This is a genomic window from Prochlorococcus sp. MIT 1307 (assembly GCF_034092395.1).
In the GTDB taxonomy this organism is placed as follows: domain Bacteria; phylum Cyanobacteriota; class Cyanobacteriia; order PCC-6307; family Cyanobiaceae; genus AG-363-K07.
In genome coordinates this window covers 16443-29232 of the sequence record NZ_CP139301.1, presented here as the reverse complement: position 1 = coordinate 29232, position 12790 = coordinate 16443, and the positions used below count along the sequence as shown (strand labels likewise).

General features: G+C 39.8%; 11 protein-coding genes. 4 read left to right on the top strand and 7 right to left on the bottom strand.

The features are described 5' to 3' along the window. Nucleotides 1-422: 422 nt before the first annotated feature. Nucleotides 423-599: a hypothetical protein gene (locus SOI82_RS00105; protein ID WP_320667374.1), complete on the bottom strand. Its 177-nt coding sequence runs from the start codon at nt 597-599 to the stop codon at nt 423-425. 753 nt (nt 600-1352) lie between these two features. On the opposite strand from SOI82_RS00105, the gene SOI82_RS00100 reads away from it, so the two are divergent. Then, nucleotides 1353-1913, top strand: a complete 561-nt coding sequence (locus SOI82_RS00100) for a hypothetical protein (RefSeq protein WP_320667373.1) — start codon at nt 1353-1355, stop codon at nt 1911-1913. Between the two features lie 743 nt (nt 1914-2656). After that, a complete protein-coding gene (psbN, locus tag SOI82_RS00095; RefSeq protein ID WP_320667372.1) occupies nt 2657-2797 on the top strand; it encodes a photosystem II protein N in 141 nt (46 codons plus the stop codon). A gap of 478 nt (nt 2798-3275) precedes the next feature. On the opposite strand, the gene SOI82_RS00090 is transcribed toward psbN, so the two are convergent. From SOI82_RS00090 to hisS, 5 genes are all read right to left on the bottom strand, one after another. Further along, the gene (locus SOI82_RS00090; RefSeq protein ID WP_320667371.1) at nt 3276-3458 is read right to left on the bottom strand and encodes a hypothetical protein; all 183 of its coding nucleotides are present in this window, start codon (nt 3456-3458) and stop codon (nt 3276-3278) included. A gap of 127 nt (nt 3459-3585) precedes the next feature. Then, nucleotides 3586-4359, bottom strand: coding sequence for a sulfite exporter TauE/SafE family protein (locus tag SOI82_RS00085; RefSeq protein WP_320667370.1), 774 nt, complete (start codon nt 4357-4359; stop codon nt 3586-3588). Nucleotides 4360-4657: 298 nt separating this feature from the next. Then, nucleotides 4658-4915, bottom strand: coding sequence for a hypothetical protein (locus tag SOI82_RS00080; protein WP_320667369.1), 258 nt, complete (start codon nt 4913-4915; stop codon nt 4658-4660). Between the two features lie 451 nt (nt 4916-5366). Further along, nucleotides 5367-6791 (bottom strand): nucleotide sugar dehydrogenase, encoded by a 1425-nt coding sequence (locus SOI82_RS00075; RefSeq protein WP_320667368.1) that lies wholly within the window; start codon nt 6789-6791, stop codon nt 5367-5369. 21 nt (nt 6792-6812) lie between these two features. After that, nucleotides 6813-8084 (bottom strand): histidine--tRNA ligase, encoded by a 1272-nt coding sequence (hisS, locus tag SOI82_RS00070; protein WP_320667367.1) that lies wholly within the window; start codon nt 8082-8084, stop codon nt 6813-6815. A 253-nt stretch (nt 8085-8337) separates the two neighbouring features. Here hisS and galE point away from each other — a divergent pair, with 253 nt between their 5' ends. Continuing rightward, entirely contained in the window at nt 8338-9393 is a 1056-nt protein-coding gene (galE, locus tag SOI82_RS00065) for a UDP-glucose 4-epimerase GalE (protein ID WP_320667366.1), read from the top strand. Nucleotides 9394-9442: 49 nt separating this feature from the next. Next, on the top strand, nt 9443-11377 hold the full coding sequence (locus SOI82_RS00060) for a hypothetical protein (RefSeq protein WP_320667365.1): 1935 nt from the start codon (nt 9443-9445) through the stop codon (nt 11375-11377). Here the strand turns inward: SOI82_RS00060 and SOI82_RS00055 are convergent. After that, nucleotides 11360-12787, bottom strand: a complete 1428-nt coding sequence (locus tag SOI82_RS00055) for a cytochrome P450 (RefSeq protein WP_320667364.1) — start codon at nt 12785-12787, stop codon at nt 11360-11362. The two genes, SOI82_RS00060 and SOI82_RS00055, sit on opposite strands and share 18 nt — an antisense overlap. Between the last annotated feature and the right edge of the window lie 3 nt (nt 12788-12790).

Below are 12790 nucleotides of genomic sequence, written 5' to 3'. Positions count from 1 at the left end.
AAGGAATTGACCTAAACTCCTTTGACACTTAGTTTCAAATCAAAGCTTCTCGCATACCAAGGGACCTCTATTTAAAGAAGTCTGAAAATCCAGCTAATCTTATTCCTGTTTTGTCTTAGGAGTTTTCTTCAAGCTTAATAATGGATGGATGGATCAAAAAGGTTCTCAACGCAAAAAATACTTACTTAACTTTCCCAGCCATAGTTCTTATTGCTAAAGATTTTATCTTGGAAAGTAATATTAAGAGCAGCTAGTTTAAAATCTATTGATGCATCCTGATAAATCTCAAAAGCACTAGACAAAGTAAGCTTAAATTTTTCCTCAAAGAGTTAGATTTTTTGTAAGAGGGGTAAGATTTAATCTGTGAAGAAACCGTTTCCTCTCACTAAATTATCTTTAAAAGCGATACGAAAGTAAAAGAATTATTTTTCTTTATTTTCTGGTTCATTTATAGACTTAATTGAATTAGCTATAAATCCATAAGCAGCTCCTAGCAACCAGGAGCCAACCAAGATCCCTACCAAAACAATTGCAATCGAAAAAGCACTCACCCCTGCATCATTAGGGCCATAGTTAATTGCAGGGTCAAAACTGTACATACTACAAAATTAAACATAATGAATGATCTCTCTTTAAGCTTAGCTAGGACTTCTAAAGCTAAATTGATTTAGCAACAAAAGCTAAATATCAAGAAGGGAAGAGGTGTTCTGTAAACAGTTATAACGTAGAAAAAATGACTCTAAGCTTTCTCACTCTTCGTAAGAGGAGTACAGTTCACATAAAAATGGAACACTTTAGTGAAGTCAAATTGAAGTGCAGCATTATTTAGTACAGAGTTTGATCTTTGAATCCAAAGATGCTTGAGGTTTCTTAGTCGAAGCTAACGCAATAGGTGATAAGCCAATACTCTCACCATAGTGGGCACCCGCACCCTGAAGTATTGCTCTAAAAAGCAGATTGAGCATATGAATAATTTGAAGGTCTGGTTCTAATAGCAGGAAACTACATCCGAAGACAAAATGCGATGAGTTGGATTACTTATTAAATTTTCTTTTGAGCGTTCTTATTCAAGGGCAAGAAAGTCTGACGAGAAATAAATCTCAAGGAATCGAGTATTAAACATACGTTAAGGTCAACTTCTCAAATATTGAAATGCTAACTGGCTAAAAACAAAAAATTTACACTAGAAACGCTCAAATCGTCGGTCAGGACTTACTTGCCTTAATGTGCTCAACAGGAAATCCCTTCAAGAGCGAGCGGAGAGTAAGTTGTCAAACAGGTCGTGAGGGACTTGTTTATTCGGTTTTTCAAAGATAAAACCATAAGTAGTTGTAGTCGGACTAAAAAGAAATATGGAAAAAGAAGACCTCCCTGATTCATTCAAAAAAACCAACCCCCCATCAAAGGGGCTCCGAGAGGTTTTGGAATCATTGCGAAATATTTTTGTAGCAGCTATAGCAGCAGTGATAAGCATCGCAGAATGGCTTTCTAGAAGGTTGGCCGATTGGCAAAGCAAATCAGAAATGCAAGCAAAAATTGCAGAAACCAGAAGACTAGAAGCACAAGCCAAAATCGATCAAGAACGCAGATCTGAAGAAAGAGCAATCCGTGAAGAAAAGCGTAATGCTGAGGAGCAAGCCAAAATCAATCAAGAACGTAGGTCTGAAGAGAGGGCAATCCGTGAAGAAGAACGCAAATTAAAAGAGCAAAACTTACCCATAAAGAAAATTGTTTATCCCGCTTTATCAGCTATGAGCACATTTGCTCTGATTGTTGGAGTCGCAATGCTTGCTCCAATTGCAAAGTGGACCCGAAGCCAAAATGAATGCATCCAACAAACATCTCTCAATGCAAATGCTAATGAAAAAGATCTTGCTAACAAAGTAATGAGGTGCAATGGGGGACATGATTGATCTTTAAAAAGATCTAAAATCCTTCGAGTCAATTATTGAACTCAACTTCTTAAATATTGCAAATGTTTCTAGTCCTTCTATCGCAAGATTAGGAGAAGGTTTTCAAAATCATTAGTATCCCAAGGCTGCTTAACTATTGATACCATTCTGTCCCTTAACTTCCTTTGAGCCTTTGATGTCTTCTTGATCGTCCGAGTCAATCACCTGGACTTCAAATTTGACCAAAAGGCCTATCAAAATAAGTACTAGTCCTATAAGAGGCCAAGACGGAGACACATTCAACGTTTTTCTCCCAAACCTTACCCAGCCTAAGCTTTCAAGCTCATCAGAAAGGGGGAAAAGAAATATTTCCAGTACTTAGAGTTGACGAGCCAAAAAGGCTCTTTAAATAATTTAGAAATAATTTCATCGCAAAGCTTTCAAAAGACCTAACCATCCAAATTCACATGCACAACTACCCCATTGAGAATCAAGCCAAGTATTCAAGCAAGAATTTTTTCCTGAATGCTTAGGAAAACGCACCGTTCTAAAAAGCTATATCAACTACAAAAACTTCATAAGACTTCACCTACAGGAAAAAGCCCGATTCAAAGGTAGCTGAAAAAGCAGGGAGGATGAGCTAAAAGGTTTTCAAATAGGGCCTGAATAAAACCTGGCTGGGCATGAGGCTTAAAATTAAGAGCACTTATGTATATTCATCATATGAACCAAGCTTTAAAGGCTCATCTACTTAAAAAACTTTAATGGAAACATCCTCACCAGCTTTCTCTTTAATACTTGCAATCTTGATTGGTGTTTTAGGGCTAACAGGCATTGGGATATATTTTTCTTTTGGTCCTCCATCCAAAAAACTTATAGACCCATGGGAAGCTGATGATGATTAAACATAAAAAAAGAGAAGCAGGTAAATGATTTTATGACGATATAGATCTCTTCCAATACTTAGTTAGTAATTAATCAAGGCTAATGTCTGCAATGTTTTTTAAAAGCATTTGATTTATATTGAATTCGGATTCAAGTTAATCCTTCTAAGGTTTATACAAAAATCACCTTCCTAGGAATATATCAATATTCTTCTATGATAGTGTCGATCTATTCAATAAGACCCTATATTAGAAACCCAAAAAATTAGATGCCGAAACAAATTTCACTTATAAAGCATTGACTGCAATATTCATTAATCATAATGCCTAGGATAAACTTGAGTATAAATCTAGTTTAGGGGTTTCCCAAGTCCAGGTCTAGAGAAATCAAAAAAATCATTTGTCAAAACAAAAGCGAATAGTTGGGAAGTTCTACATTTTCAAATAAAAGGACAGGTTTTAAAGCCTGTCCTTTGAGATGCAATACCAAACTTAATGGTCAAGCATCTTTCACAACATAATAATCCTTGGCATAAAAACTGGTGTAGCCACTGTTGGCTCTCCAGCGAAAAAGGACTATATGAAATGGAATTACGAACAAAGCATGGAAAAAGGTCAGGAGCAAAAAGTCCATTGGGACGCCTGGTTGTCCATAAATGGCAAACAAAGGGGTTAGAGACATTGCTTTGAGGAGGGGCTTCCTTTACTTAAACGAGCTTGAATCATAAACCACTCAACAAGTTCATAATCACTAAAAAATTAACGGCTTTGTAAACTCCCACCTTCGTTGATCAACGAAATAAAGAGTCTCATAGCATCCCACGCATCAAGAGAGAGGCTCCCATTAGGAGAGAGAGAGTCTCAAAAGCACCCTTAACAACTTGATTTCCTTTAGATATAGACACTTGAGCGCCGGCGTACCCTCCAAGAAACGAACCGACAATCAACATTGGCAGCCATTCCCATTGAATATCCCCTTTCACCCCAAGGACAAAAGCACCAGTTCCATTCCAAAAAAGGCCGACCAAAATGAGTGTATAACCAACTGCTTGGGAATAAGACAATCCAAACCATCTCACGAGCCATAGAGTCACCAATAGGCCAGTCCCTGAAGAAAGAGAGCCATTGAGAATTCCAATCAAAAACAACCCTCCTCCGCCTATCAGAAATTTAAAGCTGCTAATTCGTATGAGTTGACTGTTCAATCCAAGATCAGGGCTTTTTATTGAATAAATACCAATTCCAAATGTAAAAAAGCCAAGAATAATAGTCCCTAACTGGGAAGGTATAGCTAGTGCTATACGTGCACCTAGCCAAACACCTGGGAGGCCAAAACCAAGGATCAAAATGATCAAGTAATTTTTGAGATTTTTTTCTTGTGCATGACGAAGACCTGCTCCTAAGCCCAGTGCAACACTTGCCAATTTGTGCGTAGCCAGGGCCGTTGAAAAAGGAAGGCCTATAAGAATTAAAGCTGGCAATTGAACAAGACCTGCTCCGCCTCCAGCGAAAGCCGAAAGAAAATTAGCCCCAAAGGCTATGAAAAGAAGAGTTAACTGTTTTACAAGCTCTTCAATGCCCATGATTGAAAAGACAATAAGCCTTATTACTTTGATGACATAGATGACCTTTTGAATTCAGCCATCAAACCAGTATCTCACCTTAAGGCGAGATACTGGTTTTGAATTTATTAATATTTAACAGCGAAATCTGCATGGCATGATTAAAACTCATTGGCTAGATTTTGTTTTCGTAGGCATATAAATAGTAGCTTCCAAAAAGAGTGGAGAATCTATCTCATAAATTCGCAAGAAAATATAAATAGCTTCAAATTTATTTATTAAAGCAAGGGTTGCAAATAGAATTACCTCGCAAAATTCATCAACTCATTGATTTTCTTTTACTTAAAGCTACATATTCTTTCCTGATTTGACCTAAAAGCATTTTCTTCTTTTCCATCGAAGTCTTTTTATGTTTTTCATCCCAAGCATGCCTTTCTTCTCGTGACATCTCCATCCAAGCAGTAATGTTTGAGAACTTCTTTCTTAACTTTATCGGACTTGGTCTAAGTTTTTTATAACGCTCAAGTAAAATAATACCAATTACAATGATAACAAACAGAGCAGGAATAATAGTCATGAGGAGTAATTCTAAGTTAACTAAGTGCTAGGGCATCTAGATGAAAGTATACATTTAGTACCTTTGGAAAACTGTTGGTTGATTTTTAACTATGCAAAAAGGCAACTAGATTCCCTTTAAGTTTAATACTTCTTATTTTTTCAGCGGCAATTAGTAGTTTCTAGCCAATGAAAGGATAAACGCAAGCAAATCCTAAATTTGATGGCAAAACTTATAAAAAGTACAAATGCTCATCGAAATTAAACGCTCAGTGCCAAGATGTATTCTCAGGTATTAAAATTCGAGTTTGAAAAAAGGAAATCAGGAAGAACATCCACATATTGAGTGAAGAAAAGGGGACGTATCAAGCCATCATGATTATAAGGTAGTCATCCATATTTCTATAGCTACTAATAAAAAAACACCGAATATTTTTTATTAGGGTGTTAAAAGTTTTGGATTGCCAAATGCTTCACTCAGATCCTTCTCCGAGACGCCAGACCCTTAATCCTGCATCAGCAATCTCAGTTGGAGTAACAACCGATCGTGTATCAAAAACCCAGGCCGGTGCTCTCATAAGACTAGCCAATTTAAGCCAATTTAAATTTCGATATTGCTCCCATTCAGTCAGAATCAAAACAGCATCTACGCCTTGTACAGCATCTTCAATAGTAGTTGAAAAATGCCACGTCCCTTCTCCCTTGAGATCTGAAAGAGGGTGACATGGTTTTTTTTGAAGGTCTACAGAAATCTGCTCAGGGGCAACTTTCGGATCATGTATAGCCAACTGAGCGCCTTCTTCAAGCAAATCATGTGCAATACGAATAGCAGGTGACTCTCGCGTGTCGTTCGTATCAGCTTTAAAAGCAAATCCGAGTATCGCCAATCTTTTTCCCGTAACAGTGCCAAACAAAGTTTGGACTACGAGGTCAGCGATGCGGTTTTGCTGCCAGGCATTAAGCGCTACAACTTGATTCCAATAATTAGCGACCTCTGGCAAATTGAAATGGTGACACAAGTAGACCAGGTTCAAGATGTCTTTCTTGAAACAACTACCTCCAAATCCAGGGCCAGCATGCAGGAATTCAGAACCAATTCGCCTATCCGTTCCAATGGCAAGTGCTACTTCACGGACATCAGCACCAGTTGCCTCACATAAAGCTGCAACTGAATTAATTGAACTTATACGTTGAGCAAGAAAAGCGTTTGCAGTGAGCTTCGACAGTTCACTACTCCATAATTTGGTACGCAGGATTTTGTTTGTGGGTACCCAATTGCTATAAATAGCTGCTAAAGCCTCAACTGCATCTTTGTCCTCACCACCAATAAGAACACGATCAGGTTGTTCAAGATCACGTATCGCCGTTCCTTCTGCCAGAAACTCTGGATTTGAAAGAACAGAAAAAGTTGGAGATGGTTCACCACTATTAGGTTGTCGTTGAGGAATATCGAGTATGGCTTTAATCGCGGCAGCTGTTCGCACTGGCAAAGTACTCTTCTCAATAACTACAGTGTGACCTTTCGCACATTCCACCACTTGCCTCGCACAAGCTTCTACCCATCGCAAATCACTTGCTTGTCCAGCCCCAATACCTTTCTTTTTAGTTGGCGTGTTAACCGAGATAAAAACCATATCTGCAGAAGAAATAGCTTCACTAACCGAGGTTGAAAAAAAAAGATTGCGGCCTCGAGCTCTAGCAATAACAGCATCCAGGCCTGGCTCATAAATTGGCAGTTTCGTTAGATCAGGATCATTCCAAGCTGTAATTCGATCCTCATTAAGGTCAACAACTGTCACTTCTATATCAGGACATCGGTCGGCAATTACGGCCATAGTTGGCCCACCGACATAGCCGGCACCAATACAACAAATAGACTTAGCAGGAGAAATCATCATCGCTTCAGGTTAATCAGAGAATTAACTACGTAAAAAAGCCAATAGCCCATCCAGATCAGAAGAAGAAGTGACTAACTCTTTGACAATAGAAGGATCATTAGTGGAGTGAAGTTTTTTAAGCCGCACCTCTCCATTACTCATCTCATCATCACCCAAAATAATTGCCCATTTAGCACCACACCGATCTGCTCTTCTAAATTGCTTTCCAAAAGATGCTCTAGAACTATCTAATTCTACGGCCAAGCCAGCCGCTCTTAGTCTTCGAGCAATGTCCAATGCCTTGATTTCAGCTTCTTCTCCTTTGTTTACAAAGTAAACATCAGGAGAAGAAGCTGCCTTAAAACTATCATCCAGCAGTAAAACTAAGCGCTCCATACCAATAGCCCAACCAATACCAGAACTTGCAGGCCCGCCAAGTTGCTCAACCAAACCGTCATAACGCCCACCACCACAAACAGTAGCTTGGGCGCCTAGATGCCTGCTGGTAATTTCAAAAGCCGTGTGACAGTAGTAATCAAGACCGCGAACTAAACGAGGGTTCAGCGCAAAGGGAATTCCAAGTACCTCAAGGGTATGCTTTAAAGACTCAAAGCGAATAGAGCTTTCATTGCACAAAGAGTCTTCCAACAAAGGTGCATCTTTCAAAAGTGAGCAAGTTTTTGGATCTTTACTGTCCAGTATCCGCAGTGGATTAGTTTGCAACCGTTTTTGAGAATCAACGTCAAGCTGATCACGTCGATCGTGTAGCCAATCCAATAATTGAACACGATATTTTTTACGATCCTCAGGTGTACCAAGAGAGTTGAGCTCTAGGACTAGATCATTCAACCCTAACGAATGCAATAGATCCCATGCCATTGCAATCACTTCAACATCACACCTTGGTGAATCAATTCCTAAGCATTCCACTCCAATTTGATGGAATTGACGCTGACGACCAGCCTGTGGTCTTTCATAACGGAACATTGGTCCGCCATACCAGAATCTTTGCAGGCCTTTAGATAAGAGGCCATGTTCTACAACTGCCCTTACCACTGAGGCCGTACCTTCTGGCCTTAATGTGCAGGATCTATTTCCTCGATCAGAAAAGGTATACATTTCCTTACCAACTACATCAGTAGCCTCACCAATACTTCTAGAGAAGAGTTCCGTAACTTCTAAAAGAGGTGTTCGGATCTCCTTAAAGCCAGCCCTATGGAACTGCTCGCGAGCAACCAATTCAACTGCTTGCCAATGCTGTATCTGCATTGGAAGGATATCAACCATACCCCTTAGACTCTGAAGCTGATTCACGAGAGAAATACGTACAAATTTATTTTGCCTTATAGAAATAATGGTTAGCCACTAATCAAACTATGTATGTTCCAATTATTCCCCCGACCACAAATCAATATATAATCTCAATACTCTAATACTGTCTGTTTATATAAATAAAATCCATTAGGGGAATTGACACAAAACCAATTACCAGATCTCAAAATAGTTGTCTTTTTAGACCAAGCTTTTGAGATGTGTTCTTTTGGCTTAAAGATCAAGTTCTAATAAAATGGCAAGACTCCTTATTACAGGAGGAGCAGGCTTTATAGGAACCCACTCCTGCATAGTTTTAATTGAACAGGGATATGACCTTGTAATCATTGACTCATTTGTAAATAGTTCCCCTATCTCACTTCAACGTGTTAAAGAGATTACCAAGCTAACAAAAAAAGAGTCAATTGAAAGACTTCAAGTAATTCATGGAGACATCCGTAACCAAAAAACCTTAGAGAAGGTTTTTTCTGATGCAATTAGAGAAGGCAGAAGAATTGACGCTGTAATCCACTTTGCAGGACTCAAATCAGTTAATGAATCTCTCCAGAACCCTATTAGTTATTGGCAAGTAAACGTCAACGGAACATCTTGCCTTCTTTCAACGATGCATGAATATAACTGCAGAAATCTAATTTTTAGTAGTAGTGCAACTCTTTACGGCCAGCCAAAGTCAATACCAATTCCAGAAACTGCAACTATTCAGCCAATTAATCCCTATGGCAACACCAAAGCAGCAGTTGAAAAAATGCTCTCAGATATATCCAAGATGGATGCCGAGTGGCACATTGCATGCCTACGTTATTTCAATCCTATAGGGGCACATCCAAGCGGGCTAATTGGAGAAGATCCAAAAGAAACGCCCAACAACCTCTTCCCAATTATCAGCCAAGTAGCTAGTGGGAGCCGAAAAGTTTTAAGAATATATGGGAATGATTGGCCCACAATTGATGGAACATGCATTCGTGACTATATACATGTTATGGACCTCGCCAGGGGACATAGCGCAGCTCTTAATTCTCTACTAAAAAAAGAGCACAAGCATCTCACTTTAAATCTTGGAACTGGAGAAGGCTATTCTGTGCTTGAGGTAGTCAATTCATTTGAAAAGGCTACAGGAAAAAGCATCCCCTACGAGATAATAGGGCGTCGAAAAGGAGACACTGCAATTTCAGTTGCGGATCCTTCAAAAGCTCTAAAAACTTTGAAATGGAAAACCTCTAAATCTCTATTTGAAAGTTGCAAAGATAGTTGGAATTGGCAATCTTCAAATCCAAATGGCTTTCGGTCTTAAAGATTAAATGAATATCTTACTACTAAAAAGAAGGTGTCTGAAGTCCCTCTTGCTTCTTCAAATCCTCCACACTCAAATAGCAAATGCCGAAGAAATTTGGTCACCATTCTCATTAGAGCAACATCTAGGAAACGATGCTCAACAATCAAAACTTAAAGATTCAAAAAATAAAGCTCAAAATTCAACTGTAAATTCAAAGTTGTTGACTAAGAAAAATTCATCCCTTCTTTGGACCCCAATTTCACTCAAAGGAAGCTCTCCTAAAAAAAACCTCATTTGGAAAGTTCTTCCTAATTCCAAACTCCCCTTCCCAACAAAAATAAAATCAAAATCTCCTAAAAGTTTTGAAGAAGCACAAGCCATGCTCAATGCAATAAAGCCTCGCCCTGAAGACTATTTACCTCCTCTTCGCCTTGGGATGGCAGTACCAACTGCTAATCAAGTAACTGAGATGGAAGGAGCACGTTTTAGTGCTTATCAAATTTCACCATTTACAGGAGGCGAGGCAGGCGGTACAGGCAATCAAAATTACGCGGCTCGAGTCGATTATGGGGTGTCTGAAAGGCTACAAATATCAGGCTTTGTTTCTGAAGCTGATGACCCACTCTATTCATCAATAGTTAATCGTGCAAAGCTCCCAGGTAACTTTTGGAGGAGTTATGGAGCGGCTTTTCAATGGAACTTCATTAATAGCAATGCCTTTCAATCTAACCAAAACAATGTACGAGGGAGGAAGTTGGCATTTATTGGTTCTATTGAAGCCTGGGAGGTAGGTAGTGGAGGCAGCAAAGGGCAAGATGGCGCAAGTCCTAACATTTTCAACGATTCAGGAAAACTTGTTTTCACTCGAAATCTTGTTGGGTCAGTAGCTCTTCCACTTACATGGAACAGCTCAGCAAAATGGCAAACCACAATTACCCCTGGTGTAAGTTTCCTTCCTGCGACTCAAGGAGACGGGCAAGGAGGGGCAGGTGAGTTTTATGGGAATAATGTATGGCTTGCAGGTGGTGGGCTTTGGCAACCAATACCAGAGATAGGGCTTTTTAGCTCGGCCTTAATGCCTTTTGGCCCTGGTACGAACAGTTTTGATTCCAACCTCAACTTCAAAAGAGTCCCCATCTATAGCGGAGGTCTTGCATGGAATCTCAATCCAAGGATTAGTTTGGAGGGAACACTAACTAATGGCTGGGGTGCTACTCCTGCAACGGCGTTACTAACATTGCCATCATCCAACCGCCTTGGGTACTCCGCTCGCTTTCATTACACCTACGACGCACCCGATACACCACAAAACGAATTAAGTCGTCGCCAACTTTCTCTTGCTTCAGGTGGTGTAACTGTAAATACAGCTCTTGTCCCGCCTGATGGCACTACTCAACTATGGGCCAATGTCGATAATGAAGAGAACTTTTTTGGCTCTATTAGAAGTTCTATTTCAAATATCTTTCAACTACAACTAACAAATGTCGGATGGTTTAATAACGTTCCTCAGACAAATGATCTGGCCACAACGTATGCAACTGACAAAGGATGGAATTGGCGTATTGGTGGAAAAGCTGTTTCCTTATCTCCTCTGCGAGGAGCGCCTTTATGGGTAGCAGGAAGGGTTACTTTAGGGCGAAATAAGGACCCTGCTAGTAATCAGGGATATGTTTTTGCTGAATCAATTCAAACCTGGGAAGCCAACAACTGGTTAGCATTAAATCTCAACACCAAGGGAGCATGGAGCGGAATTAGTAATCCCTGGGGTATAGGAATGAGTGCGAATGTTCAACTAAGCAAAAACTTTCAGCTGATTCCCGAAGGAAACTTTGTCCTCTCTGACAAGAGCCAAACCAATGGTACTTTGTCATTGCGATGGCTGGCGAACGACTCATTGAATATAGATATATATGCCAGTAATGCCGCAGGACTAATGGATATGGGACAGCTACTAAAGTCCTTACGCACCCGGTTTGGAGCAAAATTAAGTCTTATGTTCTAACTCGCGCAGTCTCAAGCGGATGCCATTTTGTGACCTTACTGTCAATAATCCTACAAAGTCTGGATCCTGATCAGTCACAGGAAGCAATTCATAACGCCTTACCAATTCAGCCAACACCAAGAGTGCCTCTTGTTTCGCAAATGAAGCCCCTGGACATTTACGCGGCCCCATCCCAAAAGGTAAAAATGCATTGCGCTGCAATGAAGATGAATTCTTTAAGAAGCGTTCTGGTTTGAATTGGTGAGGCTCTGGCCAATATTTATCATGACGCTGAATCACCCACGGAGAAAGTGTTAAGAGCGAACCCACAGGGCAGCGTCGTCTCCCTTCAGAGGTGGCTAATTCTCCGTCTTTTTTGTCTCTGTCTCGAATAAAAAAACTTACAGGAGGATAAAGCCTAAGTGCTTCATTAAATACTGCTTCACTGTAAGGAAGTTGACGTAGTTCATCAAACCTAAGCATTGAATGAATTGGCCTATCACAGACCACAGACATAACCTCAACCCGCATTTGCTTTTGAACTTCAGGAGAACGAGCTAATAACCAAGCCGCGATGCCTAATGAGCTTGCTGATGTTTCATGACCAGCAAGAAACAAAAAACAAACCTGGTCGACAAGATCCTGCTCTGAAAATTTTTTTTTAGTTTTTGGATCTTCAGCCATTATCAAAGTATCGAGAAAATCAATTTTTTCTAAAGGATTTCGTTCATCTACCTTGTTTTGCTCTAATCGCTCATGAATAAAAGCTTGAATCCAATTTCTAATCACCTTTGCATCATCTTTCAAACTTAGTTGGATTAAACTTTTAGGGAGCCTCAAAAATCTCAATACCAATGCTCTGCCAGCATGTCGCTGATAGCGAGAAAATGCTTTAAAAATATCAGTTGCCTCATCTCCTTCGATCGGCCGACTAAGTATGGTGCGAATGATTACATCGGCAGCAACCATTGTCATCTCTTTATCTATGTCGACAAAGCTATCTACACCATTCATTTCAAGGCGATGCAACAACGAACTTGTTGCGGCAGTCATTGCAGGAAATGCTTTCTTGAGATTTGCGACCTGAAATGCCTGATCAATTAATCGGCGTTGAATAGCCCATTCTTCCCCATTAACAGAAAAAATGGCTCGTCCAATTAAAGGTTCAAGAATCCAAAGAGTATATGGATGCTTCGGAAATAGATCCACTTCATCGACTAAAACTTTTCGAACCAACAAAGGATCATTCACTAGAAAAACCCGTTTACCAAGCAAATTCAACTCGCCAAGAGAAACTCGAAAATCCCACTCATTCAGAAGTCCAAACCAAGATTTCCAACCTCTAGCTAATCTTCTAAAAATATTAGATGTATAAGGTTTTGGTTTAGGCCAAGGAGGTTGCAATGGCTCTTCTGGATAATTATCAACCATAAA

What these genes read in the sequence shown, in the direction of transcription:
- SOI82_RS00090 (WP_320667371.1), bottom strand. Translation starts at nt 3,458, where the DNA reads ATGTCTCTAACCCCTTTGTTTGCCATTTATGGACAACCAGGCGTCCCA.
- SOI82_RS00085 (WP_320667370.1), bottom strand. Translation starts at nt 4,359, where the DNA reads ATGGGCATTGAAGAGCTTGTAAAACAGTTAACTCTTCTTTTCATAGCC.
- psbN (WP_320667372.1), top strand. Translation starts at nt 2,657, where the DNA reads ATGGAAACATCCTCACCAGCTTTCTCTTTAATACTTGCAATCTTGATT.
- SOI82_RS00100 (WP_320667373.1), top strand. Translation starts at nt 1,353, where the DNA reads ATGGAAAAAGAAGACCTCCCTGATTCATTCAAAAAAACCAACCCCCCA.
- SOI82_RS00080 (WP_320667369.1), bottom strand. Translation starts at nt 4,915, where the DNA reads ATGACTATTATTCCTGCTCTGTTTGTTATCATTGTAATTGGTATTATT.
- SOI82_RS00075 (WP_320667368.1), bottom strand. Translation starts at nt 6,791, where the DNA reads ATGATGATTTCTCCTGCTAAGTCTATTTGTTGTATTGGTGCCGGCTAT.
- galE (WP_320667366.1), top strand. Translation starts at nt 8,338, where the DNA reads ATGGCAAGACTCCTTATTACAGGAGGAGCAGGCTTTATAGGAACCCAC.
- SOI82_RS00105 (WP_320667374.1), bottom strand. Translation starts at nt 599, where the DNA reads ATGTACAGTTTTGACCCTGCAATTAACTATGGCCCTAATGATGCAGGG.
- SOI82_RS00055 (WP_320667364.1), bottom strand. Translation starts at nt 12,787, where the DNA reads ATGGTTGATAATTATCCAGAAGAGCCATTGCAACCTCCTTGGCCTAAA.